Origin of the sequence: Neobacillus sp., from assembly GCF_031988165.1 — a bacterium.
Taxonomy (GTDB): Bacteria; Bacillota; Bacilli; order Bacillales; family Cytobacillaceae; genus Neobacillus; species Neobacillus rhizosphaerae.
Window position 1 is genome coordinate 17,350 of sequence record NZ_DALZYO010000002.1, and the last position, 25,494, is coordinate 42,843.

A 25,494-nucleotide genomic window follows, 5' to 3' on the forward strand; every position below is an offset into this window, starting at 1 on the left:
AGCTTTTATGGAGCCGGACATTTCTCGAAGTTTAATGAAATAAATTCAAATAAACTAAAAAAAGTTGCCGGCATGGACACCGGCAACTTTCTTAATGATGATTTCGTCTGGATCTTGAATATAACAGAAGAAAATAACTAAGTACGCCAAACAAGCAAGTAATAAAGAAGGCGTGCAAGAGGGCGATATATAGATTAAGTTTGCTAAAAATAATTAACGCACCGGCTATTACTTGTAATGACACAAGAATGAAGGAGATAATCCAACCCCAGTATAAGACCTTTTGATCTTTGTAGTGACGGATAGCTAAAACAAGAATATAAGCAATCCAAATAAAGATTATCCCTGCTGCAGCCCTGTGTCCCATTTGCACCCATTCGTACATATTAGTGGGTAATGACGGTGCATCGTTTAAGCATAACGGCCAATCTCGGCAAACAAGGCTTGCCTTCATATGGCGCACTAATGCACCAGTGTAAATAACAAGATAACTGTAAATGGAAACCCCAATAATATGAAAACCCATTCGTTTGTCAATATAAAGTTTTTCCGCCTCAAATTTCTTATCAATTTCAAAAATAAGTAGTGTCAACAACAATACTGCTGAAAAGGAGATGAGAGAAATCCCAAAATGTAAGGCAAGAACAAAACCTGATTGCCCCCATTTTACTGCTGCAGCCCCAATCAAACCTTGTAAAAGTAAAAAGAAAAACGAGAGAAAGGAGAGAAATTTTGTTTCTCTAATATGACCAATCGCCTTCCATGACCAAATCGACAGGAGAAGAACCAAGATACCAACTATACCTGATACGAGTCGGTGGGCTAGCTCAATGATTAACTCCGGAGTTATTTCCAATGGTAGAAATTTTCCGTTACATAAAGGCCAAGATCTCCCACAGCCCATTCCCGACCCCGTTTTTGTAACTAAGGCTCCGCCAATTAAAACTAGTACCATTCCGATTGTGGTGGCAACTGCCAACCACTTTAAAGAACGCTGCAAAAAAATTCACCTCTTAAAAAAGTTCAATAATTTGTCATTGGATATTCCTGACAGTATAATATTTAAAAAGAAACTAGATATAAAAGTCCTTATTTATCATAACGAATAAAATTGAAAAAGAACAGAAATTCATTATAGATTTTTAGATAACTTTATTTATCTATCAATAGTAACTGAATAATAACTATTTTTCACTATTATTATTGTGAAAACGGTTGAAACTTTACTTTGAGTCTGTTAAAAATATTAATAAAAGCTATTTACTTAGAATTATTATTTTATAACAGTAATAAAAATTAATAATAATCTATAGCGTTTAACTCTTGTATTAATTAAACATTAAAGAAATAATTAATATTAATAGGAATAACATTTGTTGGAAAATGTAAAGTAATCGGTCAATAAATAAACCTTGTCACAATTTAGTTATAAATTATTCAAAAAAAGTTCACAAAAATATCAAAAAGTGTGATTTAATATACAGAGAAAGTGTTTTGGAAAATCACTACATTTTAAAAAAGATTATTTGTATCGGCTAAAAAAATAGATAGAACTACTTAACATTATTCTTCAATGATAAAAGGTATAAAATATTGAGGTATTGATAGGACTCAAATGGTGAATATTTGTTATTAAGGACTAGGAGGAAAAAATATGTCTAACTCTAAGGCTTACGGAGAAGCGGCCATAGAAAATGGCGCCTCAAGCCTGCAATCGAATATAGAAAAAACCTCGGATTGGAAAGACTTTATGGCTCTCATCAAAATTGGAATTGTAAATTCTAATTTGATTACCACCTTCACTGGTTTATGGCTCGCCCTTCATTTTTCCGGTCAAAGCTTTCTAAATAATTTGGATATCATATTTTTTACAGTAGCAGGTTCCTCGCTTATCATTGCCGGTTCTTGTGCAATCAATAATTATGTTGACCGAGATATTGATCATTTAATGGAAAGAACGAAGAGCAGACCTACGGTAACTGGGAAAATACAGCCCTCGAAAGTCCTAGTCTTAGGTATTTTACTTATTGGATTGGGAACACTGTTTTTATTCTTTACGACCATGACTGCAACAGTAATTGGACTGCTTGGAGTTTTTAGTTATGTTTGCTTATACACCTTGTGGTCTAAGCGGCAATTGGTTTCTAACACGATTATCGGAAGTATCTCAGGGGCTGTACCGCCACTAATCGGCTGGGCAGCAGTAGATGCAAATCTTGATATCATGGCATGGGCATTGTTTGTACTTATGTTTGTTTGGCAGCCTCCTCATTTTTATGCACTAGCTATGAGGCGAGTAAATGAATACAGGGCGGCGGGAGTCCCAATGCTACCTGTAGTGAAGGGATTTAAGACAACAAAAATCCACATCATAGTCTGGGTTGCGCTGCTCTTGCCAATCCCGTTTTTTCTTACCAAATTAGGAATCCCATTTCTAATCCTAGCAACCATATTAAATATCGGCTGGCTGGCATTAGGGATTTATGGATACAGGATCAAAGATGACATAAAGTGGGCAAAATTAATGTTTGTTTATTCTTTGCAATATTTAACTATTATTTTTGTGGCAATGGTTATTGTTACCTTAATTTAGTTTTGTCTACCGATTCTTTTCTAGTTTAGGAAAGAATCAACTACATACTTCTTTGATCAAACAAAAAAATTAAGAATTTATAAGTGAAAGAGGGGTTTGATTAAGCATGAAAAGGCTTGCAAAATGGCGTTTGATATCGTTATTCGCGATTTTAGCGCTGGTACTCTCCGGATGCAGTGGTGAACGATTTGTTTCTGCGTTAAGACCAGCCGGTGAAGTTGCAGACATGCAATATGATTTAATGAAGCTAAGTACGTTTGTAATGGTTGGGGTTATCTTAGTGGTAATGATCATTTTCATAATTATTTTTTTCCGCTTTAGAAGAAAGGATGAAAGTATTCCGAAACAGGTGGAGGGAAGTCACAAATTAGAAATTATTTGGACTGTGATTCCAATTCTTTTACTTTTAATCCTTGCTGTTCCAACTGTGGCTACAACCTTTCACCTTGCAGACGTTTCACCGATGGAAAAGAAAAATTCCAAGGTGCTTACTATTAATGTTCGCTCTCATTTATATTGGTGGGATTTTGAATATCCCGGCCAAAAGCTAGTAACCAGTCAAGAGCTGGTTGTACCGACAAATGAAAAGGTGTATTTCAATTTAAAATCTATGGATATTAAACATTCATTCTGGATTCCGGCCGTTGGCGGTAAATTGGATACGAATACCGATAACATTAATAAATTTTGGTTAGAGTTTGATGACAAGCGTGCAAATGAAGCAGGAAACCTCTTTTACGGAAAATGTGCTGAGCTTTGTGGTCCATCACATGCGTTAATGGATTTTAAAGTAAAAGCCATCAGCCGTGATAAATTTGATACATGGGTTACTGCAATGCAGAATATTAAAGAACCACAAAAAGCACAAGGTGATTTAGCTATTCAAGGTCAAGATATCTTTAACAAAAGCTGTATTGGCTGTCATGCTGTAACACCTGAAAACAAAATGCCTGATACAGCACGTATGGCACCGAACTTAACCAACTTTGGTGACCGTTCTCGTGTAGCTGGTATTTTAGATCATAATAAAGAGAAATTAAAAGAATGGATTAGTAATCCTGAAACCTATAAACCAGGTAACTTGATGACAGGTAAATACCCTAAAATGTCAGAAAAGCAGCTTGATGCGTTAGCAGAATATTTAATGGGCTTAAAGGTTCAGGAATAATAGGGGAATTGGTTGAAAGGGAGGTAAAATTGTGAGTACCATTGCTCAAAAAAAGGGATTTGGCGCAACAATATGGGACTTTTTAACAACAGTTGACCATAAAAAAATTGCCATTCTATATCTTATTGCAGGTGGATTTTTCTTCGTAGTTGGTGGACTTGAGGCGGTATTTATCCGTATCCAACTTGCAATACCAAATAATGATTTTGTCAGTGCTGGGGCGTTTAATGAAATTATTACTATGCACGGAACGACCATGATTTTCTTAGCCGCTATGCCACTCTTGTTTGCCTTTATGAATGCGGTCATGCCACTTCAGATTGGCGCTCGTGACGTTGCGTTTCCGTTTGTCAATGCGCTAGGATTTTGGTTATTTTTCTTTGGTGGTGTATTCCTTAACCTTTCATGGTTTTTGGGCGGTGCACCTGACGCCGGTTGGACCTCTTATGCATCACTTGCTATCCATTCAAAGGGGCACGGGGTTGATTTTTATGTTTTAGGTTTACAGATATCAGGGATTGGAACACTGATTGGTGGTATTAACTTCCTGGTTACGATTATTAATATGCGTGCACCTGGTATGACGTATATGAGAATGCCATTGTTTACATGGTCAACATTTGTTGCTTCAGCGATGATATTATTTGCATTCCCACCATTAACAGTTGGTTTAACATTAATGATGTTTGACCGTTTGTTTGGAGCGAATTTCTTTGAAGTGGCAATGGGTGGTAATACTATTATTTGGGAACATCTTTTCTGGATTTTTGGACACCCGGAAGTTTATATTCTGATTCTTCCAGCGTTCGGTATTTTTTCGGAAATTTTCTCATTGTTTTCAAGAAAACGTCTTTTCGGTTATTCATCCATGGTATTTGCAACCGTGTTAATCGGTTTCTTAGGATTCATGGTATGGGCTCACCATATGTTCACAGATGGTTTAGGTCCCGTTGCCAATGCTATTTTCGCTGTTGCCACAATGGCCATTGGTGTACCAACGGGTATTAAGATTTTCAACTGGCTATTTACGATGTGGGGCGGCAGTGTTAAGTTCACCACTCCTATGTATTATGCTTTTGGTTTTATTCCATCCTTTGTAATGGGAGGAGTAACTGGGGTTATGGTTGCCACTGCGGCAGCGGATTACCAATATCATGATACGTATTTTGTCGTTGCTCACTTCCACTATGTAATTGTTGGTGGAGTTGTGTTGGCAATTCTTGCAGCGACGCATCTTTGGTGGCCAAAAATGTTCGGTACGATGTTAAATGAAACATTAGGAAAGATTACTTTCTGGTTCTTCTTTATTGGCTTCCATTTAACATTCTTTATCCAGCACTTCTTAGGTCTTTGGGGAATGCCGCGTCGTGTGTTCACTTACCTGCCAGGGCAAGGGTTTGATGCTGCGAACGCAGTAAGTTCAGTTGGTGCCGCCTTTATGTCAATTGGTGTTCTTGTATTGCTCTATAACATCATTATGACATCTGTGAAAAATGTTAAGGTTGGAAATGATCCATGGGGAGATGGAAGAACTCTTGAGTGGGCAATTCCGTCACCACCGCCGTTCTATAACTTTAAGCAACTGCCACTTGTGCGCGGTTTAGATGCTTACTGGCTAGAAAAGATGGCAGGCAAAAAGGGTATGACACCTGCTGAACCTCTTGGTGATATTCATATGCCAAATTCATCGTTCATACCATTTATGATTTCATTGGGCTTATTTATTGCAGCTTTTGGTGCCATGTATCATCGAGATCATTCATGGGGAATGACAGTAATCATATTGGGATTACTCGTGACATTTGGATCGATGTTCTTACGTTCCGTTAAAGATGACCATGGTTTCCATATTCATAAAGAAGACTTAGTTGATGAAAGTGATAAGGGGGTTAAGGCATAATGCACGCTGAAGAAAAAATGACCTATGAAAAATGGCCTGCAGCGCCTGAGAAAGCAACCCTTGAGGCAAAAAATAAATTTTTAGGTTTTTGGTTATTCTTAGGGGGAGAGACAGTATTATTCGCCTCACTCTTTGCCACATACCTTGCATTAAAAGATAAGGTTCCAAATACGAGCCAGCATTTAGCAAAGGATTTATTTGAGTTACCATTAACATTTGTTGCCACAATGCTTCTCTTAACAAGCTCATTAACAAGTGTCTACGCCATGTACCATATGAAAAATTTTGCATTCAAAAAAATGATGCTATGGCTTGGACTGACTGTCTTACTTGGAGCTGGGTTCTTGGGGCTTGAAGTTTATGAGTTTAATCATTATGTACATGTGTATAAGCATACCTTTACAAGTAGCGCGTTTGGATCGGCCTTCTATACATTAGTTGGTTTCCACGGTGCTCACGTTGCCTTTGGTTTGTCTTGGATCTTGTCTTTAATGATCCGAAACTCTAAACGTGGCTTAAATCTTTACAATGCTCCAAAGTTCTATGTTGCAAGTCTTTACTGGCACTTTATCGACGTGGTGTGGGTGTTCATCTTTACAGTAGTTTATTTAATGGGAATGGTGGGATAAGCTGATGACAAATCAACAATTAAATTCAGGTAACCCTAGTGTTGACATTGAATATCGCCGCCGAAAAAATGCGGAAGAAATGAGATATCAAGTTATTTCATTTTCGTTAATGATTTTCTTAACATTAGTTGCTTTTGCCTCAGTGGCGATGAAGGATTTTACCGCATGGTTTACGATGCCGTTTATACTTCTTTTAGCTGTCGTTCAAGTGATTTTCCAATTGTTTTATTTTATGCATATGAGCCATAAGGGGCATGAGGCACCAACCCTATTCCTATTTTCGGGATTGTTTGTTGGATTAACTGGGATATTGGCATTTCTTACCATTGTTTGGTGGTAATAGTAAAAGAAAATCGGCTAAAAGCCGATTTTCTTTTTGAACTTAATCCATCTCATTCCTTTGCTTACAGTTTTGAGGATGGGTATAATAGAAGTATAATTCTTTCATTATTTATCGAGGTGATATTGAGGTGCTTACATTAAGTATTTTTGGATTTGAAGCCCTTTGGAGCCCGTATTTTTTATTTTTTATACTAGCAGTAACAGTAGCTTATTTTCTCATAACCGTAAAATTTAGGACTAAGTTTCGGGAAAGTGAGAATCTATCCCTAAAACAAGCTGCATACTTTCTCACTTCGATGGTTCTTTTGTACGCCATAAAGGGGTCACCGCTGGATTTAATGGGGCATCTAATGTTTTATATCCATGGAATTACAATGGTGGTCTTAGTATTATTAATTCCACCACTATTTATTATGGGGATTCCTGCCTGGCTGTGGAGAAGTATTCTTAATTTAAAGATAATTAAAACCATATTTAATCTTTTTACGAAGCCTGTGGTAGCGATCCTATTATTTAATGGTTTATTTTCTTTCTACCATATTCCGATTATTTTTGATCATGTTATGCAAAATCGGTTTTACCATGGAGGGTACTCGGCTCTTTTATTTTCTGCAGCTGTTTTTATGTGGTGGTCACTACTTAGCCCGCTTCCTGAATATCGACCATTGACTGGGATAAAAAAAGTAGCTTATTTATTTGCAAATGGAATGCTGTTGACACCTGCTTGTGCACTGATTATTTTTTCTGATACGCCAATGTATGCAACCTATTATGACCCAAATGTTTGGGGTAAAGTAATGAGTTTGTGTGTGGGTACATCGACATTTTCCAATTTGAATCTAAGTGGACCGGAGCTATTTAGTTCGATGCCAGTGGTTGATGACCAAAGACTGGGTGGAGTAGTGATGAAAATTATTCAGGAAATCATTTACGCCGTTGTTTTAGCTCAAGTATTTTTTGAATGGTATCGGAAAGACCAAGAAGAGTCAGAAAATGAAATGGAACCTATTTTAAACCCAACGCCCGCAGAATAAACTCCCATTCATTTGGGAGTTTTTTTAGAAGAAAAACTAAAATAAGGTTCAACTCCTAACTCATTCATGGAAATGAATTGGAGTCTAGCAAAATTTAGCCGTGTGATGAGTGCTTAGTTCATCCAATTCAAAGTGAAAAAATATTTTTACTTTGCTAGTTAAGCTGACACGGCTCCGCCTTTTTCCACAGAATAGGAATTAATTGAAAAAGGTAGACAACTGCACTAATATAATTATAGACCCTATAAAAGAAAGGATATATTTATGAACTCTATACCGATTTTACCAACGATTAGTACATCATTTATTGTTTTAAGTGCTATAACTGTTGCTATTGGCTGGTGGCAAATAAAACAAAGAAAAATTGATGCCCACAAAAAAACGATGTTTTTTGCGGCTATTTTCGCTCTTATCTTTTTCATCATTTATGCTTCTAGAACAATTTTTATCGGGAATACCTCATTCGGTGGTCCAGATGATATCAAAATCTATTACACCATCTTTTTAATTTTTCATATTACATTAGCAACGATTGGAGCGGTATTCGGGATTGTTTCTTTACAAACAGGTTATAAAAATAATCTGTCCAAACACCGCAAGCTTGGCCCTATAACGAGTTTCATTTGGTTCTTTACAGCGATTACAGGAGTGGCTGTCTATCTTTTATTATACGTTTTCTACAAAGGCGGAGAGACAACGTCTGTAATCAAAGCTATTCTAGGATTATAGGATTATAGGATTATAGGATTATAGGATTATAGGATAAGGGTGCCTAATAAGGCGCTTTTATTTTAACTCTATTTATCAGAATCTTCCTATTTTTATTAAAAATTTATTTCATATTAGTTTTCATAGAGGAGGAAATAACGTGGAGATTAAAATTCTAACTGAAGAAAATTATCCTGAAGCAATGAAGCTATCAGAGTATGCCTTCCAATATAAGATTCCCGAGGATGAAATTACAGCTAGAAAAAAAAAGTTAAAAAATCATAAAGTGCTAGGTATCTGGGAACAAGATCAGCTTGCTGCAAAATTACATATTATTTCCCTTCGGGTATTTATGTATGGTGAAGAGTGGAGCATGGGTGGTATCGCTGGAGTTGCTACGTATCCTGAATTCCGACGAAGTGGTTATGTTAAATCATTAATGATAGAGTCTTTAAAAAAAATGTATGAGGATGGGCAGATTGTTTCCTTGCTTGCTCCATTCGATTTTGCTTTTTATCGGAAATTCGGCTGGGAAATTTTAAGTGATAATAAAAAGATAACAATTGAAAAAAGCAATCTTAAATTTCTAAGTCATATGCCAGGTTCAATAAAAAGGTATTCAAAGGAAAGCCATCAGGAGCATATTGAAAATGTCTATAGTAAGTATTGTGACAACTTTTCAGGGATGCTTGTACGTGATACTAATTGGTGGAATGAACATGTATATGATGATGATTCGCACATTGCTGTATATTACAATGTATCACACGAGGCAAGGGGTTATATTCTCTACAATGTGAAAGAAAGAAAAATGGAAGTTCAGGAGATGGCAGTTCTTGATCATGAAGCAAGAGGCGGACTTTGGAATTTCATTTGTCAGCACGACTCCATGGTGGACAGTGTAACCATTAACCTGTCTAATCACGATCCGTTTCCTTATTTCCTTCAACAGCCAAAATTGAAGACCGAAGTATATCCCTATTTCATGGCAAGGATTGTGGATGCTGAGAAGTGCTTAAAAAGATTTCCATTTAATATGGAATCAGAGCCATTATTTCTTCACCTAGTGGATCCGTTTGCGGCTTGGAATGAGGGGAGCTATCTTGTCGGAGGAAATGGTCAAGTGAGGGCTTTTAGAGAAAAAATAGGCAGTCAGTGTGTTCATCCACCACAAAAGGGAATCCAGTTAACAATCAATGACCTTTCAGCGATTATCTTTGGATATAAAAGACCAATTGAGCTCTATGATATGGGTTTCTTAAAAGGCACGCAGCAAGAGATAGACCAACTCGAAAGAATGGTTCCAAATATAAAGTCATCATTTTATGACTTTTTCTAGAAAGAAAATAAGAAAAGACGTATGAAAAAAGGAATTCATACGTCTTTTCTGTGTTTATAGAGCAAACTTGCTAACTTCTTCTTTAACATCCTCAAGAATTTTTTTACATGAATTCACAAGGGAAGCGGGGAAGTTTTCACCTTCACCATATTCGACGCCATGTGGATAATAATGCTTACCTAAAAGCGGCGTCATTAATTGAATCGTTGCTTTAAATGTATCCACGTCACCTTCTACTGCATAGCCTTGAACACGAAGGTAAAATACTTCGTCCTTTATTTCAAACTTGCGGTCGTATGTAACACGCTCATAGTCCCATTGACCTGCCCGAACTAATCCGTGAGCCTGCATTACCTCATCTAAACGGTTTAATTCAGCTTTTAATTTTTCAATACCCGTATTCTCAAATTTCATCATTAATCCCTCCTAAAAACAATGCCAGTACCCCTATGTTCCTTTAACGGTATTACAGCAAGTATAATTCATTTTAATAATAGTTGAAAATGTTTCAACTTGCAATGAATTCATTTGTCGAATAATACAATAACGATTGGAAAAGCTATTAAGGTGTTATTGGATAAAATCTTCCCTGGAGGGCGATAGGATGGAAACAATTCGTGATATAATGACTGATGAGGTTGAATGCTGTACATTATTAGATAATATGTTTGAAGTTGCTTTAAAGATGAAAGAATTAAATGTTGGAGCCATCCCGATTGTTGACCAAGATAAACTGTTAGGAATGATAACAGACCGAGATATTGTTATTAGGGGAGTTGCTGAAAAGCATCCAGGATCATCAAAGGTTGGTGAAATCATGAGTCATGACATGATTACGGTTTCACCTGATACTACAAGTAAAGAAGCTGCAAAATTAATGGCTCAGCACCAAATTCGCCGATTACCTGTAGTTGAGGATAGTAGGTTAATTGGGATTGTTTCACTTGGTGATTTTGCTATAAGTGAATTAACCGATGACCAGGCAAAGGAAGCGTTAACAGAAATTTCTGAGCAAAACTATAACGGGATTCAACATTAATTATTATATAGGAAATAGAAATGTCCATTAAGACAGGTACAAAATGTACCTGTTTTTATTTATATACTGTTAACTTTTCAGACATTTTCGATAATAAACATTACTAATCATATTATAGGTGATATAATAATTTTATCCGTTATAATGATAGAAAAAGTAATAGAGAGGATGTTAGCCTCTGCGTATGCTAATGAGAATTCTGATACTTTCAGTTGTTTTCTTAACAATTGGCTTTTATGTAAGTATTAATGATAAAAATGATAGTAATGTCTTGATTAAGGAAGATCATACATCAGAAATGAAGCAACTACCGCAGGTACCTGATAATAAGCCAAATAAAAAGGCGGTTACAGAAAAACCTAAAGAGGGATTGGCTTTATTAATTGGTCAAGATGTCAAAACACTAGAAAAAGAACTCGGTACACCAAACCGTATTGATGAATCAATGTATGGTTACCAATGGTATATTTATAATCTGGACTACTCCCATTATCTCCAGGTAGGTGTTGAAAATAAGCAGGTTGTGACGATTTTTGCTGCTGGCGAAAATCTCGACATTGCTCCGTTTGAAATCGGACAACCGGTGGAGGAAATCTTTAATACGCAATTTATTGATACAAATATTAATTTGAAAGTAAATGGTAACTCTTACCGTTTTGAACTAAATGATACAGATTTAAATCTTCGACCTATGGTTCATATAGGTGATGTTTTTGTTCAGCTTTATATCGATAAGTTTACTGGAAACCTTTCAAGTGTGCGTTTCCTTAACGCAGAAACATTGATTAAGCAGAGACCTTATGAACTTGATTATACGGGAGAGTTAATAGTACCCCCTGTACCTAGCGAAGATATGTGGAAAGAAATTGAAAACGATTCAGCACTGGAGATTTTTGATATCACAAATGTATTGCGTATAAGGCATAACCTAAAGCCATTGGAATGGGATGATAATACTGCTGAAGCGGCCTTTGAGCATAGTAAAGATATGTTTGAAAATAAGGAGTTTTCTCACACATCAACGAAATTCGGCGACCTTGCAAATCGATTAAAGACAGCAAAAGTCGCGTACGTTGCTGCAGGTGAAAATATCGCGGCAAATTATACAGATGGACCTGCTGTAGTCGAAGGCTGGTTAAATAGTAAGGGGCACCGAGACTCCTTATTAAATAAGGATTTTACCCATCTAGGTGTTGGTGTTTTTCAAAAGTACTATACACAAAATTTTATTCAAAAAGTTGAACAGTAAAAAGAGGTGACACTCAGTTTGTCACCTCTTTTCAAATTGTCAATCTCTATAAACTCCTAACATGACTTTTCTCCAACATATCCATTAAAGAAAAATTTGGTTCCCTCCCAGCTGCCATACAAACGAATGACCTCTCCTACCTTAAATGGCTCAATTTTCATATTTTGGGTGATAGGAGTTACCTTTTTCGCAGTGATTAATTTCGCCGCCGTTTTAAGTTTTAAGGTTTGTACGAATATATAACGGTGATAATAAAAACGCTGCTTCTCTTCAGTAAGGCTTATTATTTCCCCTATTAAAACGGCTTCTTGCTGTACATTCCCGCAAGCAAGCCATTTCTTGTCATGCTCTTTCATTTCTTTTTTAGTTAGCCAATAAAAGTATAAAACAATGATTGGTATAACAATGGCGGTGACCATCTTTGATCAGACTCCTCCATTTATTATTTATTTATCCCGCATTATTGGGCAGTAATGCCCCCACTGATTGATGTTTTCACTTTATGATGAAAAAAGTCCCTGTTGCATAGGCGATTTTTTTTCCATCACTGCGGAAGGCTTCTCCAGATATAACCAGCGTCTTAGTTCCTTGATGAACGACTTCAGCTTTACACCGTAGTGAATCGCCTATTCCCGGAGCAATGTAATGGATATTGAGCTGATTTGTAACAGCTCCAAAACCTTCAGGTAGCAGGTAATTAGCTAAGCTACCCATAGCTGTGTCGAGAACTGTCGCTGTAATCCCGCCATGAACGATATTTAGATTATTATTAATAATTGGATTAATGGGGATTGAAATTTCACAAGTATCTTTATCAAATGTCCTTTCCATATGAAGAATCCCATCAATGAAAGTGCTTCTCTTATAAGTTATCTTCTTTTGGACACCTTTTATGAGAGTGCTAAGGGCGTTTAGGTCATCATCTGTCCCATTTTCGATACATGATTCTAATAATTGACGCAATTCATCTTCCATCCTGTTTCCCTCTTTCATTTCTTTTTCTTTTGACATCTTACCATTTAAGGGCATAATTATAAATATTTTCACTTGATTTGTGGTTATCACATTTCTAACTGTTTATCATATTGTATTATTGGGATGAATATGGGCAGAGGTGAGAAACATGACAGAAAAAAAATTGCACCCATCCGTACAAAAATTCAAAGAGTTTGTCAGAGATAATCCGAAAATTATTCAAGAAGTAAGGAAAGGGAAGTCGACCTGGCAGGAATTATACGAGGATTGGTATTTATTAGGAGAAGAGGATAAGCGATGGGAAACAATTGGTTCAGAACCGGATTCAGAATCAGGTTCAGAATCGGATTCTGAACCTGAAAAAAACAAAGAGTCCCAGGGAGATTGGATGTCCAATATTATGGGGATGGTTAAGAAAATGGATCCCAATCAAATGCAAAACCATATTACTAATCTAAGTCAGGCTTTAGGAGCCATCCAAGGTGTTATCGCACAATTTCAAGGAAGTAATCCAACTGCAGGACCTGTAAAACCGATCGAAGGGCCTAAGAATCCATTTTTATTTAGAAAAGACTAACGAAGGGAACATTAACCTATGCGAAGAGAGGTATTTGAGTATTTAGAAAATCAGAAGGACCTAAAGCAATTTGTTCGGGAACAGCCGCACTGGTATCGGAAGCTGTCAAGAAATCCATATGATATCCAATCACTAGAAATTGCTTCATTACATTATTATAAAAAAACGATTCCTGACCAGGTTGAAAAGTTTTCTAGTGGTGTTCAAATGGCCAACATGATGTATCAAATGTTTCAGGCAATGAAAAGTCAAAACTAACAAATGACCACATTGTTATTGATGTGGCATTTTTTTATAATATAAGAATTAATAACATTGGACTTTGAGAAATGTCCAGCTCCAGGCGCCATCGGCTAGTGTACTTCGCTCTTCTCCCTACGATAAGTCAACATCGGTTCGCTCCGCTCGCCGTGTTTCCTTTAGCTCAGTCAAAGCGCTCCAGTCCATACGCCGATAGACGGGCGCCTTGCGCTTTTCTTGTTGTCCACAATTGAAAAAGACTAAAGAAGAAAAAGGAGGCGAACAATACAGACAAAGGAGTGAGTGAGTTGAAGAGGATAATTACAATTACAGCTTTTATATTTTTAATGATAGGAATTGCAACAGGATGCCTGAAGGATGTGTCCAATCCTGAAACAAAATCGAAAATAGTGCTGGTTAAACAACAAAGGAAAATACAAACAGAAACTATCCCAGTTTATAATCAGAATTTAAAAGAAATTCCTACTTTATATGTACATCACAAAATAAATGATAAGCAGGTTTTGGTGGAATGTATTGTAACTGGGATTAGCTTCCGCGAAACAGATCGTACCAAACAAAAAGTTGGGAAATTGGTGGTTTGGGTTGATGGAAAGAGAAATTTCGAGGTCGATTCTGCAGCATTTATTATTAAAGGTCTTCCAGCTGGAAGCCATAAATTGAAGCTTGAAGTTGTAAAGTTAAATAATGAGTCGTATGGATTAGCAAAAGAATTTATGGTAAATATCCCTAAATAAAAGTAAATTTTCGCTTTCACCCTATATTCATGGTAAAATGTTCATGGAGGTGGGCGTAAGTGCTAGCTACGTTAGAAAGTATTGAATTACTGGAGGATGCGGAAAGATTAGCTAAGATGGTCCTCGAATCCGATATAGCCGAACAATACCAAATTTGTTTATATAAAATGCAAAATAACAAGGAGACACAGCGAAAAATTAATCGTTTTGTCAGCCTAAAAGATCTTTACGAAGAGGTCCAAAGGTTTGGGAAATACCATCCTGATTATAAAAGGGTCATGTCTGAAGTCCGTGAATATAAACGAGAAATGGATCTAGATCCACGAGTTGCAGAGTTCAAATTGGCAGAAAATGATTTGCAAAGCCTTTTAGATGAAATCAGCATGATGTTGGGTGGAGCAGTTTCCAAACATATAAAAGTACCTACGGGGAACCCATTTTTTGATGCTGGTCACGGCAGCGGTTGTGGCGGCGGGGGAAGTTGTAGCTGTGGATGAAGATAAAAAATCAGCTTATTGCAAGCTGATTTTTTTGTTATAGCAGTTGTTATCTTATTTGATGTCGGAACGCAGAAAAGTTTAAATTGAAAAGGAATGTTTTAATATGCTAGACTTATCTAAAATGATGGTTTAGCTGAAGGGGAAAAAATTATGTTTGTTCAGAGACAAGGATTAGTTGTTTGGCTTTATTCTTTAAAACAAGCTAAAATGCTAAGGCGTTTCGGAAACGTTCATTATGTTTCGAAAAAGCTGAAATATGTCGTCTTGTATTGTAATCAAGAGGAAGTGGAAAGAATCATGGAAAAGTTAAATTCCTTTTCCTTTGTTAAAAAAGTAGAACCTTCATATAAACCATTCTTAAGAATGGAATATGAGAATTCAGCACCAGATAAAGCGAAGGAATATGATTATAAAATGGGCATTTAAAAAGCGGGACTTCGTAGTCCCGCTTTTTACTGTAATGGAACTAGATAATGATTAAGCCTCAAGATGCCGATCAAATGTTGATAGAATAGTTCTTTTTCATGAAAAATTGTCGATGGTTTTACAGATAGCTCATGAACTTTTTTTCCAATTTCTTCGGCTGTTTGGGCGAATAGGTCAAACCTTTTGTTTGGTAAATAATTTGGGTTCGGAATTCCCTCCCGACATACATAAAGTGCTTGAAACTTTCCTGGGTCTGTTGGCTTTAAAACAACAACTAATGAGGTTACTTCTTTTTTTTCAATTTGGGTGTGTAAGGCCATCATATGCTGCAAACGGTGTTGATTTTCCTTTGCAAGCTCTAATAACTCATACAAATCTGAATAACCTTCTCCTAATTCAATAAAGCGCTGGATCAATGAAAACTCCCCTTTTTTTAAATTCAACCATACTTTATCACTTATTTGCAGTATTTTAAATAAAAAAAAACCCTGCAGAAATTCTGCAGGGTCCTTCCACATCCTCATAAAGGATAGAAGGCAAAGGGAGAGGAGAAACCGGAGGAAGAACTTATGGGGAAACGTAAGTCTTCTCCGCGGTTGGCAACAACATCCTCGAATTGATGTTGTTAATTACATTATTTCCACAACCCTAGACCTTATACGTACTTTTAATAAATTTGTTACAATTTGTAAAAAGGAATTGATGAATGAGAAATGACTCAACTGATTTGTCTACTTTTTGCAAATTATGATAGGATGTATAAAGAAAATGGATTTTAAAAAAAATGTGGTGATATGTAAGTGAGAGTAGTATCAGGTATTTGTAAGGGAAGACCCCTTAAGGCAGTTCCGGGAAATTCAACCCGTCCGACAACGGATAAGGTCAAAGAAGCCTTATTCAATATGATTGGACCCTATTTTGACGGTGGGATCGGTTTAGATCTTTTTGCCGGAAGTGGTGGATTAGGTTTGGAAGCACTAAGCCGTGGATTGGATCAGGTAATTTTTGTTGACCGTGATCCAAAAGCTATTCAAGTGATCCACGAAAATATTAATGCCTGTAAGTTTGAGAAGAAAACTGAGGTTTATCGTAATGATGCAGATAGAGCACTTAAGGCTCTTATTAAAAGGGGAATATCCTTCGATTACATATTTTTGGACCCTCCCTATAAAAATGAAAAACTTGTCAGTTTAATGGAAAAGATGGATCAGGCAGAATTAGTGAAAACGGATGGAATAGTTGTTTGTGAACATAGTTTTGACGTGATATTACCGCAAATTGCGGGGCGGTTTACGCAAACGAAACACGAAAAGTATGGAATCATTGCTGTGACGATTTATTCGAGAAACAGCTGAAAATTAAGGGGGGAGTAAATGTGGCTAGAATAGCCGTTTGTCCTGGGAGCTTTGATCCAATAACATATGGCCATTTAGATATCATCCGAAGAGGTGCAAAGGTATTTGATATGGTCTATGTGAGTGTAATGAACAATTCCTCAAAAAATCCGTTATTTAGCGTTGAAGAGCGAATCAACCTTATTAAAGAAGTAACAAAAGATCTTACAAATGTAAAGGTAGATGAGCATTCAGGTTTACTTGTTGATTATGCTAAAGCTGTTAATGCGAGTGCGATAATACGTGGCTTAAGGGCCGTCTCTGACTTTGAATACGAAATGCAAATTACCTCGATGAACCGTGTTCTAAATGAGGATATTGAAACTTTTTTCATTATGACTAACAACCAGTATTCATTCTTAAGTTCCAGCATTGTTAAAGAAGTAGCTAAATACAATGGGAATATATCAACACTTGTCCCACCAATTGTGGAAAAAGAATTGAAAAAAAAGTTTAACGGATAGATAATTTTTTATTAATGGATTGGCCCTACTAGCTGGCCTGTTGATTTCCGCTCCGGGCCACTCGCTTTCCGCGGGGAGGTCCGGGAGCCTCCTCGGCGCTTTATGCGCCTGGAACGGAAATTAACAGCCAAGTTTAATGTAGCAAAACAAAAAAGACTGTCGCTAAACCCGAAATTCTTCGAATTTGTCGACAGTCTGAGAGCTAAGCAAATGCTTAGCTCTTTTTTAATCTGTAAAACAAAATAACTACATACACAAGGAGTGAAAAAATGGTAATGATCGGTCCAGTCTCAATCATTTTATAGTAAATATGATTCGCCCATGACCCCTCTTCAAAAAAACCAACAGGGAGGGCATTGGAAGGCTGTTCTTTACTTTGAAAACCTAAATACACAGGTTTCCAGAGAAGTAGTGCAAACAAGCTTGCAAACATACCGTGAAAAATTCTTGCAATAAAAAAGGGCTTAAATCTAATATCTGTTTGCGCAAGGATACTGGCAACTTGTGCCTGGACACTAAAACCACTAAAAGCGAGGATAAAACTTGTAATCATTGCTTTTTGTAAGAGCGTAGCATCCAGAACCTGACTTGTTAGTTGGCTTCCCAATGTGATTTCAAATAAACCTGAAATAAACGGGATGCTCAACATTTCCGGGAATGATACTGAGGATAGTAGCACCTCAACTGTTTTTCCAAGAGTCGCTGTTATATGTAAATGGTAAAGTAATTTGTTAATCACTGAGAATAAAATAATGAATCCACCAACCATTAATAGGGTTTGAATCGATGAATTGACAGCATCACCAAGAAGCTTACCGATGGGGCGATTGTCTTTTAGTCTTGTTTGATGAAGAGTCGAAATGGCAGATCTAATTTTGAATTTTTTTCTTTCCTCAGTCCTTTTTTCAGGTGATTCATTTCCGTAGAAGCGCATGAATATCCCAACACAAATATTTCCTAAATAATGGGCTAGGGCAAGGATAACCCCTAAATGAGCATTATAGAAAAAGCCTACTGAAACGGCTCCGAAGATAAACAAGGGATTCGAGGAATTGGTAAATGAAACGAGCCTTTCTGCCTCAATTTGTGTCAAATGTCCCTCTTGGCGTAATCTTGCTGTGAACTTTGCCCCAGCAGGGAACCCAGAGGCCATTCCCATTGCCCAAACAAACCCCCCCACACCAGGCACCTTAAAAAGGGGCCTCATTAATGGCTCCAATAACACACCGATAAATTGGACAACCCCAAAACCAATTAACATTTCAGAGACAATAAAAAAAGGTAATAAGGAGGGAAAGACAATTTCCCACCACATATTTAATCCTCGGATAGAAGCATCAAATGACTCTTGTGGGTAAGAAATGAGTGAAGCTGCTAAAATAGTGATGGATATCGATAAGAAGATTGTTTTTAGTTTTGACCGAAACAATAAAGGAGGCCTCCTTCCAAGAGGATCGTCTAGTTCAAACTGTGCAAATCAAATAGTTGAGTGTTAAAATAGAAAATATTCTTTCGAGAATTTTCAAAACGCCTTGTCTATTCACAGCGTATAGGGGCTGGGATAAAGAAAGCCACCGCTTTCTTTATCCATTATGGACGACTAAGTCTCTGTCAGCATTTCACTTTTCTATCGACTTAAATTCCTATATCGCTTGGGTAAGATGCTTCTGCTTTTCTACTTGTCCCATATAAAACAAATATACTCATAGAACGTCAATTTAGACCATATGATTGAACAAGATTTCTCTTTTTAAAAGTGAAAAATTCTATCAGGTTTAAATAGGAGGTACAATTATGGGGCACCCGAAAATAGGCTTGGCGCTTGGGTCAGGCGGTGCACGTGGGTTTGCTCATTTAGGTGTCATCATGGCATTAAAAGACGCCGGAATTCCTATTCATTTGATTGCCGGCAGTAGCATGGGGGCACTTGTAGCTAGTTTTTACGGGGCAGGTATTGACTTAGAACGGTTATATAAATTATCAACCGCCTTTAAAAGAAAGTACTTTTTGGATTTTACTGTTCCGAAAATGGGTTTAATCTCTGGGAAAAAAGTAAAGGAATTTATTAAGGTCTTTACTCATGGGAAAAACATTGAGGAATTATCCATACCAATCGGTATTGTTGCAACCGATTTATTGACAGGGGAAAAAGTTGTCTTCAAAAAGGGGCCAGTCGCTGAAGCAGTTAGAGCAAGCATTTCTATCCCTGGGATTTTTGTGCCGGAAAAATATAAGGGAAGAATGTTTGTAGATGGTGGTGTAACCTCCCGAGTTCCTGTATCTGTTGCCAAAGAAATGGGCGCTGATATGGTTATCGCAGTAGATGTATCAATGGTGAAACGTAACGCCGAAATTACCTCTATTTACGATGTCATCATGCAAAGCATTGACATTATGCAAACGGAAATAATCAACAGTAGGGAGATGACTGCTGACGTTATGATACGTCCACCAGTTGAAAATTATAGTTCCCGAGCCTTCACAAATATTGAAGAAATTATCAACATTGGTTTGGAAGAAACAAAAAAACATCTAAAGGAAATAGAAACCGTTATTGAACAGTGGAAGGGGTAACTTTAGCAATGCGAAAAAAAATATACCTAGGCTCCGTACTTTTGATTGCCGTTCTTTTTATTGGGGCAATGTATTATACACTGCCTTATTATGTTTCAAAACCGGGAATGGCAAAAGAACTTGGACCAATAATATCGGTTGAAGACGGCTATAAAGATGAAGGGAATTTTATGCTTACAACGGTTAGAATGGGGAGAGCAAATATTTACTCCTATCTAGAGGCGAAGCTGAGTAAATATGAAGAACTTTATCCATTGGAAAGGATCTTATATAAAAAAGAAACTCAGGAAGAGTATAATGCAAGACAGCTTCACCTAATGGCTGGATCAAAACTTAATGCGATCGATGTTGCCTATCGGAAAGCAGGGTTGCCAGTTCAGTACAAATATAAAGGGATTTATGTGGTACAGGTAGTTCCAGGAATGCCAGCGGAAGGGAAACTTCAGGCTGGAGATCGAATTTTTAAAGTGGATGGGCACCAATTCCCTTCCTCGGAAAAATTTATTGATTATCTTAGCAGAAAAACAGCTGGTGAACAGGTCACATTCACTTATATAAGAAAAAATGTTACCAAAACAGAGACCTTAAGTCTTCAGCCATTTAAAGAGGATCCTAAAAGAGTTGGAATCGGGATTTCACTAGTGGACGACAAAGAAATTATTGTTAATCCAAAAGTTAAGGTGAAGACTGATGAAATCGGCGGACCATCTGCAGGCCTTATGTTTACTTTGGAAATCTATAACCAGTTAACGAAAGAAGATTTAACAAAAGGTTACCAAATTGCTGGAACAGGTACAATTGAAGTTGATGGTACGGTAGGACCTATCGGTGGAATTGAACAAAAAATTGTCGCTGCCGACAAAGCAGGTGCTGAAATCTTTTTAGCTCCTAATGAAAAAGGTGTCAAAAATTCTAACTACCGGGCCGCAGTAAAAACCGCTCGAGACATAAAAACAAAAATGAAAATTATTCCTATTGATACCTTTGATGACGCTGTTAATTATTTAGAAAAGCTGCCGAAAAAATAAAAAAGATGGTGCCAGATTACGGCATCATCTTTTTTATTTAATAAAGATTGGTGGTTGTTGAAATTCCTGCTTGATCATTTCATTTTTTAAATGATTAGGAACACCAAGGGAATATACACGTGCCGCTTTAACATCAAGTAATATTTCTTTTCCCTTAAAGGAAGATAGTTTAGAAATGAGGGGAAGGTTGATATCCTTTTTTATCTGATTTAAGTAGTTTTTTCCTCTTGTTGTCATTCCTAAAAGTCTTAAATATGAGGCTTTTTCTAGATTTCCAGCCATTTCAGCCTTTTTAGTATTCGTCAAAATATGAACGCATAATCGTTGAAGTCTTGTCCATGTATAACGTTTCGTTTTTATTTTTTGCATAAATTCATGAAAGTTATTGGACTCTAGTGCTGCAGCTTGTAATCTATACTCAAGACCTTCTTCCACTTCGTAAATTTCCCTTAGCTCTTCAGGACTGGAATGGATTAGCCGGAATTGAAGGTAGCCCCAATAATTTTCCCATTGATGAAATACATGATAATGGTGTAAATATTTTTTTAATAATTGTTTGGTTGACTCAGGTACATATTGGTCTATTTCTGTGTTGCCATCTTCGCCTGAGAAAATGGCTTTTCGGATACTCGTCGCACTGGCAATCGTTTCGGAGGAAAAATGCTCATCGTGATAGTCAGCATTTTTTCGTGGCACCGTTATCGGTCTGACTTTGCTCTTTTGCTGTTTTAGGGCTTTAATGTATTGAAATCCAAGAATATTATTTGGCTTTGCTAGATCCAAAAAATTTTCTGAATCTGATAATTGTTGAAAAGAGAGTGCTAACGCTTTTGGGTAACTTACACCAGTACCGATGAATCGTTTGATATTTTCATCGAATGAACTTTGCTGCTGTTCTAGGTAATCGATGGTTTGAAAAAAAGCAGAAATATCACCGCTCTCACTTCCGAAGCATAAAGTTTCACAAAGGGCTGCATCTAAAATTGACACGGCTCCATTTGCAAACGTTTCAGCCTTCTGAGTAGCAAAGCGGTAGGGAAGTTCAAAAACGATATCGGCTCCATTTAATAATGCCATCTTAGTCCGATACCATTTCGAAACAAGAGCAGGTTCTCCTCTCTGCAAAAAATTCCCGCTCATGACCGCAATGACAACATCTGCCTCTGAAGCTTCCTTTGAAGCCTTTAAATGGTAAGCATGTCCATTGTGAAAAGGGTTGTATTCGACAATTAAGCCAACAGCTTTCATTTTCTCTCTCCTCAGTTAAAAACTATTATCATTATAGCAAAATTTTAAAGAAACCAATCCATTTATGTGATATGATATTGAAGATGTTTGATAAAAGTAGTTCTGGATAAACTAGTATAGGTATACGGTTTGTTCGAATTGCCTTTCTAAAAAAATCACCTGACGAGGTGTAAAGAAAAAACATTGACAAAAATATTATCGAAGGCTATAATTACCTTTGTTGCCTTGGGGTGATTCAATTGAAATGGACATTAAGTCAATTACAAAAATATCGAAACAAGGATTTTTTGATTGATGAAACAATTCGGGTTGATGAGATTATAGAAGTGGATCCATCCATTCGGGAAGTATCTCCAATTCACATTATGGGTCGTGGAGATATTGATTCAACGAAAGTGACATTCCATTTAAAAATCGAAGGTCATTTAATCCTTCCTTGTTCTCGAACTTTAGTGGATGTTAAACTTCCAATTAATGTCGAAACAACTGAAACTTTCCTCTTACAAGGTTCAGTTTATGAAACTGAAGAGGAAGTATATCAAGTAAAGGGCGATGTGATTGATGTAATGCCAATCATTCGAGAAATTCTATTACTTGAGGTTCCAATGCAAGTGTTTTGCGAAGATATCGAGTCTGAAGGGGCTGCTCCACAATCCGGTAAGGATTGGGAAGTTGTTCAAGAAGAAGATCAAGTGAAAAAAATTGATCCGAGACTAGCAGGACTTGCAAAGTTTTTTGACGAAAACAATTCTTCTTCCGAATCATAATCGGCAAAAACTAAGAAGCAAAGTGAAGATCCAGCATTCCTGGCCTTCATTACTTTCTTAATACTCTTTAAGGAGGTGGGAAGAATGGCTGTACCTTTTAGAAGAACTTCTAAAACTGCAAAAAGAAAGCGTCGTACTCATTTTAAATTAAACGTACCTGGTATGGTAAGTTGCCCAAACTGTGGTGAAATGAAACTTGCTCACCGCGTATGTAAAGCTTGCGGAACATACAAAGGAAAAGACGTTGTAAACGACTAATTTCCATTAGGATAGAAAGCACAAGGAGCTTAGGCCCTTGTGCTTTTGTCGTTTCTAGAAAAAAAAATTTGCAAAAAATATACATACTAGCGAACCATTAGTCAACTGAAACGTTGAAAAAATATTGTAAAGAAAGGAAGAGAAAAAATGTCAGCATACACCATCGAAAAACGAGAGAAGGGTTATTTATTATTTACGATTACAAGAAGTGAAAAAAGAAATGCAATTAATTATGAAGTGATGAAGGGCTTAGAAGAGGCAATAAACAGGGCTTCTGAATCTGATATTAGAGCACTCATTATTACTGGAGAAGAAGACCATGCCTTTTGCTCCGGTGGAGATTTATCCGTTTTCCACCTCCTTCACACTAGAGAGGAAGCCTACTCTATGCTTTCGTGGATGGCTGCTATTCTTTATTCGCTGCTTACCTTACCGATTCCGACCGTTGCCCTCATAAACGGGACAGTCATTGGGGGAGGATGCGAACTTGCAGTCTCATGTGATTTCCGCTTAGCAAGAAAAGGAATAAAAGCAGGCTTTGTCCAAGGAAAGCAGGCAATAACCACAGGCTGGGGAGGCGGTTCAATCCTTGCGGAAAAGCTCCCAACAGCAATTGCAATGAAGCTTCTAATGGAAGCAGAGTTGCATCCAGCAGAAGAATTAAAAGAAGCAGGCTTTATTGATGGCCTCTTCGAAAAAGAGGCTATACAGGTATGTGAAGCTTATCTTGAAAAAATGTTAGAAAAGGATTTAAGTGTGCTGCAATCTTATAAAAGATTATGGATAAGAAAGTGGGAGGAAAATAAGCTCCGTGAAAGAATAGAGGAAGAGGTTAAAAATTGTGCATTGCTTTGGGAAAGCGATGCACATCATGACTATGTAAAATCTTTTATGAAGAAAAGACTGTGAAAAAAGATTAAAAGACAACTCTTGTTTAAGTCTATCTTTTCTAGTAGATGCATATGTATTATTAAAAAACTAGGAGGGATGTACAGATGTCACCAACTCGACAAGATGCTTGGTCCCAGGACGAGGATTTGTTGCTTGCAGAGGTTGTACTAAGGCATATTCGTGAAGGCGGGACACAGCTTCAGGCATTTGAAGAAGTGGGCAAACAGTTAATGCGAACTGCGGCAGCCTGCGGTTTCCGTTGGAATTCGTTTGTAAGAAAGCAATATAAATCAGGAATTGAGTTGGCAAAAAAACAACGAAAAGAGATAAAAAAACAAACTATGCCTGTTGAGGAACAGTCTGTTCAGGAACCTGCTAAAGTTGAAAATGTAACGTCGCAGCCTGGCTGTGAGCAGGGCAGTACAATCACATTTCCAGCAGTCGTTCATTTTTTAGAAGGACTTTATAAAAGAGCAGAGGACTCTTCTGGTTTGGAAGAAGATAGGGAGAAATCTTTTGAAAAAATTAATGAGTTGGAAAAGAAATCCTATTATTTGGCGGCAGAAAATGAAAGATTGTCCAAAAATTTAAAAGCGATTGAGGAGGATTACCGTTCTTTAATTGAAATAATGGAGCGAGCTAGGAAAATGGTCGTCCTACAGGATGAAGATCGGCAGCAGAAGGTGAAGTTTCAAATGGACAAAAACGGTAATCTTGAAAGAGTGGAGAAATAATAAAGTACAACTCGTCGACTGGCGAGCTATAGGGCGAAGACAGAGGCGTAGTTGTAATTAATGCGAAAAAGGAAAGAATAACCTTAATAAAGGTTTTCTTTCCTATTAGCTAAATAGCGGACATTTTTGTCCGCATTTATAATTTGTTAATGCTGTTGTGCCTCGACACCCTCAGGATACCAGACAAGGGGATTCTCACCACGATCACGTTCCATATCATAATCTACATTAGCAAACTCCATCTTTTCCCAAAAACCGCTTGATTTTACTCGTGGGTTTGTCTTAATTGGCAGGCCAAAGGTTTTTGCAAATTCAACAAGCTGTTTACCGTAGCCCTTATCTTGATAATCTGGTAATACTTCAAGCTTCCATAATTCTAAATAGTCTTGCGGCGGATAAAAATAGCGATCAAACTTAGCATCAATTTGATATAGACTCATCCGGGCTACTAGTTTGTCCCCGAAATAAATGCCGTAAAACGGTGAGTCACTATCATCCTCAACCATCTTTGCTCCAAGGTCATCAAGCATGGATAGCTCTTGAATTCCATATTCTTTAAATTTTTTAAATTCCTCTAGTGTTTTAAAATTCACTTTTAGTTTTTCCACTTTTACTCCCATTGTCCGACCTCCTAAAATGATAACCTCATATTCTTGTAT

Annotated in this window: 31 protein-coding genes; 23 read left to right on the forward strand and 8 right to left on the reverse strand. The window is 37.1% G+C overall.

Annotation, left to right across the window (positions count from 1 at the left end; all coding sequences use genetic code 11):
- Positions 1-91: 91 nt before the first annotated feature.
- On the reverse strand, positions 92-1,000 hold the full coding sequence (locus RTR43_RS01475) for a COX15/CtaA family protein (protein WP_312469148.1): 909 nt from the start codon (positions 998-1,000) through the stop codon (positions 92-94).
- A 654-nt stretch (positions 1,001-1,654) separates the two neighbouring features.
- Here RTR43_RS01475 and cyoE point away from each other — a divergent pair.
- The 8 genes from cyoE to RTR43_RS01515 all read left to right on the forward strand — a co-directional run bounded on the left by cyoE (position 1,655) and on the right by RTR43_RS01515 (position 9,713).
- Positions 1,655-2,593, forward strand: a complete 939-nt coding sequence (gene cyoE / locus RTR43_RS01480) for a heme o synthase (RefSeq protein ID WP_312469149.1) — start codon at positions 1,655-1,657, stop codon at positions 2,591-2,593.
- 106 nt (positions 2,594-2,699) lie between these two features.
- Positions 2,700-3,761 carry a cytochrome c oxidase subunit II gene (gene coxB / locus RTR43_RS01485; RefSeq protein ID WP_312469150.1) on the forward strand — a complete coding sequence of 354 codons (1,062 nt, stop codon included), beginning with the start codon at positions 2,700-2,702 and terminating at the stop codon, positions 3,759-3,761.
- A 31-nt stretch (positions 3,762-3,792) separates the two neighbouring features.
- Entirely contained in the window at positions 3,793-5,661 is a 1,869-nt protein-coding gene (gene ctaD, locus RTR43_RS01490; RefSeq protein ID WP_312469151.1) for a cytochrome c oxidase subunit I, read from the forward strand.
- A complete protein-coding gene (locus tag RTR43_RS01495) occupies positions 5,661-6,290 on the forward strand; it encodes a cytochrome (ubi)quinol oxidase subunit III (protein WP_312469152.1) in 630 nt (209 codons plus the stop codon). The genes ctaD and RTR43_RS01495 overlap by 1 nt, the downstream gene beginning before the upstream one ends.
- Positions 6,291-6,294: 4 nt before the next feature.
- Entirely contained in the window at positions 6,295-6,630 is a 336-nt protein-coding gene (gene ctaF / locus RTR43_RS01500; protein WP_248733715.1) for a cytochrome c oxidase subunit IVB, read from the forward strand.
- Between the two features lie 130 nt (positions 6,631-6,760).
- Complete coding sequence (ctaG, locus tag RTR43_RS01505) at positions 6,761-7,666, forward strand: cytochrome c oxidase assembly factor CtaG (RefSeq protein ID WP_312469158.1); 906 nt, start codon at positions 6,761-6,763, stop codon at positions 7,664-7,666.
- A 264-nt stretch (positions 7,667-7,930) separates the two neighbouring features.
- Positions 7,931-8,395, forward strand: a complete 465-nt coding sequence (locus RTR43_RS01510; RefSeq protein ID WP_248733713.1) for a DUF420 domain-containing protein — start codon at positions 7,931-7,933, stop codon at positions 8,393-8,395.
- 139 nt (positions 8,396-8,534) lie between these two features.
- On the forward strand, positions 8,535-9,713 hold the full coding sequence (locus RTR43_RS01515; RefSeq protein ID WP_312469159.1) for a GNAT family N-acetyltransferase: 1,179 nt from the start codon (positions 8,535-8,537) through the stop codon (positions 9,711-9,713).
- Positions 9,714-9,767: 54 nt separating this feature from the next.
- On the opposite strand, the gene RTR43_RS01520 is transcribed toward RTR43_RS01515, so the two are convergent.
- Complete coding sequence (locus RTR43_RS01520; protein ID WP_312469349.1) at positions 9,768-10,127, reverse strand: YugN family protein; 360 nt, start codon at positions 10,125-10,127, stop codon at positions 9,768-9,770.
- A 190-nt stretch (positions 10,128-10,317) separates the two neighbouring features.
- Here RTR43_RS01520 and RTR43_RS01525 point away from each other — a divergent pair, with 190 nt between their 5' ends.
- Complete coding sequence (locus tag RTR43_RS01525) at positions 10,318-10,752, forward strand: CBS domain-containing protein (protein ID WP_312469160.1); 435 nt, start codon at positions 10,318-10,320, stop codon at positions 10,750-10,752.
- A 184-nt stretch (positions 10,753-10,936) separates the two neighbouring features.
- Positions 10,937-12,001 (forward strand): CAP domain-containing protein, encoded by a 1,065-nt coding sequence (locus RTR43_RS01530; RefSeq protein ID WP_312469161.1) that lies wholly within the window; start codon positions 10,937-10,939, stop codon positions 11,999-12,001.
- A gap of 56 nt (positions 12,002-12,057) precedes the next feature.
- Here RTR43_RS01530 and RTR43_RS01535 read toward each other — a convergent pair whose 3' ends face one another.
- Complete coding sequence (locus tag RTR43_RS01535) at positions 12,058-12,420, reverse strand: hypothetical protein (protein ID WP_312469162.1); 363 nt, start codon at positions 12,418-12,420, stop codon at positions 12,058-12,060.
- A gap of 76 nt (positions 12,421-12,496) precedes the next feature.
- A complete protein-coding gene (locus RTR43_RS01540; protein ID WP_312469163.1) occupies positions 12,497-12,976 on the reverse strand; it encodes a PaaI family thioesterase in 480 nt (159 codons plus the stop codon).
- 148 nt (positions 12,977-13,124) lie between these two features.
- Between RTR43_RS01540 and RTR43_RS01545 the strand changes: the two genes are divergently transcribed.
- The 5 genes from RTR43_RS01545 (at position 13,125) to RTR43_RS01565 (ending at position 15,477) form a co-directional block, all read left to right on the forward strand.
- The gene (locus RTR43_RS01545; RefSeq protein WP_312469164.1) at positions 13,125-13,553 is read left to right on the forward strand and encodes a YlbD family protein; all 429 of its coding nucleotides are present in this window, start codon (positions 13,125-13,127) and stop codon (positions 13,551-13,553) included.
- A gap of 18 nt (positions 13,554-13,571) precedes the next feature.
- Positions 13,572-13,811, forward strand: a complete 240-nt coding sequence (locus RTR43_RS01550; RefSeq protein WP_312469165.1) for a YlbE-like family protein — start codon at positions 13,572-13,574, stop codon at positions 13,809-13,811.
- 290 nt (positions 13,812-14,101) lie between these two features.
- The gene (locus tag RTR43_RS01555) at positions 14,102-14,551 is read left to right on the forward strand and encodes a hypothetical protein (protein WP_312469166.1); all 450 of its coding nucleotides are present in this window, start codon (positions 14,102-14,104) and stop codon (positions 14,549-14,551) included.
- A 59-nt stretch (positions 14,552-14,610) separates the two neighbouring features.
- Entirely contained in the window at positions 14,611-15,048 is a 438-nt protein-coding gene (locus RTR43_RS01560) for a YlbF/YmcA family competence regulator (RefSeq protein WP_312469167.1), read from the forward strand.
- A 153-nt stretch (positions 15,049-15,201) separates the two neighbouring features.
- A complete protein-coding gene (locus RTR43_RS01565) occupies positions 15,202-15,477 on the forward strand; it encodes a YlbG family protein (RefSeq protein ID WP_248733703.1) in 276 nt (91 codons plus the stop codon).
- Positions 15,478-15,503: 26 nt separating this feature from the next.
- Here RTR43_RS01565 and RTR43_RS01570 read toward each other — a convergent pair whose 3' ends face one another.
- Positions 15,504-15,893 (reverse strand): DUF7147 family protein, encoded by a 390-nt coding sequence (locus tag RTR43_RS01570; RefSeq protein WP_312469168.1) that lies wholly within the window; start codon positions 15,891-15,893, stop codon positions 15,504-15,506.
- Between the two features lie 384 nt (positions 15,894-16,277).
- Here RTR43_RS01570 and rsmD point away from each other — a divergent pair, with 384 nt between their 5' ends.
- Together rsmD and coaD are read left to right on the forward strand one after the other, a co-directional pair.
- Entirely contained in the window at positions 16,278-16,832 is a 555-nt protein-coding gene (gene rsmD, locus RTR43_RS01575) for a 16S rRNA (guanine(966)-N(2))-methyltransferase RsmD (RefSeq protein ID WP_248733701.1), read from the forward strand.
- A 20-nt stretch (positions 16,833-16,852) separates the two neighbouring features.
- Complete coding sequence (coaD, locus tag RTR43_RS01580; RefSeq protein WP_312469169.1) at positions 16,853-17,335, forward strand: pantetheine-phosphate adenylyltransferase; 483 nt, start codon at positions 16,853-16,855, stop codon at positions 17,333-17,335.
- Between the two features lie 214 nt (positions 17,336-17,549).
- Here coaD and ylbJ read toward each other — a convergent pair whose 3' ends face one another.
- On the reverse strand, positions 17,550-18,764 hold the full coding sequence (ylbJ, locus tag RTR43_RS01585; RefSeq protein WP_312469170.1) for a sporulation integral membrane protein YlbJ: 1,215 nt from the start codon (positions 18,762-18,764) through the stop codon (positions 17,550-17,552).
- Positions 18,765-19,129: 365 nt separating this feature from the next.
- On the opposite strand from ylbJ, the gene RTR43_RS01590 reads away from it, so the two are divergent.
- Complete coding sequence (locus RTR43_RS01590; RefSeq protein WP_312469172.1) at positions 19,130-19,909, forward strand: patatin-like phospholipase family protein; 780 nt, start codon at positions 19,130-19,132, stop codon at positions 19,907-19,909.
- An 8-nt stretch (positions 19,910-19,917) separates the two neighbouring features.
- Entirely contained in the window at positions 19,918-20,937 is a 1,020-nt protein-coding gene (locus RTR43_RS01595) for a SepM family pheromone-processing serine protease (RefSeq protein WP_312469173.1), read from the forward strand.
- 33 nt (positions 20,938-20,970) lie between these two features.
- Here RTR43_RS01595 and RTR43_RS01600 read toward each other — a convergent pair whose 3' ends face one another.
- The gene (locus RTR43_RS01600) at positions 20,971-22,185 is read right to left on the reverse strand and encodes a nucleotidyltransferase (RefSeq protein WP_312469174.1); all 1,215 of its coding nucleotides are present in this window, start codon (positions 22,183-22,185) and stop codon (positions 20,971-20,973) included.
- 239 nt (positions 22,186-22,424) lie between these two features.
- Between RTR43_RS01600 and RTR43_RS01605 the strand changes: the two genes are divergently transcribed.
- From RTR43_RS01605 to RTR43_RS01620, 4 genes are all read left to right on the forward strand, one after another.
- Positions 22,425-22,952: a YceD family protein gene (locus RTR43_RS01605; RefSeq protein ID WP_312469175.1), complete on the forward strand. Its 528-nt coding sequence runs from the start codon at positions 22,425-22,427 to the stop codon at positions 22,950-22,952.
- An 84-nt stretch (positions 22,953-23,036) separates the two neighbouring features.
- The gene (rpmF, locus tag RTR43_RS01610; protein WP_024029176.1) at positions 23,037-23,210 is read left to right on the forward strand and encodes a 50S ribosomal protein L32; all 174 of its coding nucleotides are present in this window, start codon (positions 23,037-23,039) and stop codon (positions 23,208-23,210) included.
- Between the two features lie 147 nt (positions 23,211-23,357).
- On the forward strand, positions 23,358-24,119 hold the full coding sequence (locus RTR43_RS01615; RefSeq protein WP_312469178.1) for an enoyl-CoA hydratase/isomerase family protein: 762 nt from the start codon (positions 23,358-23,360) through the stop codon (positions 24,117-24,119).
- 86 nt (positions 24,120-24,205) lie between these two features.
- Positions 24,206-24,835, forward strand: a complete 630-nt coding sequence (locus RTR43_RS01620) for an RsfA family transcriptional regulator (protein WP_312469180.1) — start codon at positions 24,206-24,208, stop codon at positions 24,833-24,835.
- A gap of 146 nt (positions 24,836-24,981) precedes the next feature.
- On the opposite strand, the gene RTR43_RS01625 is transcribed toward RTR43_RS01620, so the two are convergent.
- Positions 24,982-25,455 carry an N-acetyltransferase gene (locus RTR43_RS01625; protein ID WP_312469181.1) on the reverse strand — a complete coding sequence of 158 codons (474 nt, stop codon included), beginning with the start codon at positions 25,453-25,455 and terminating at the stop codon, positions 24,982-24,984.
- Between the last annotated feature and the right edge of the window lie 39 nt (positions 25,456-25,494).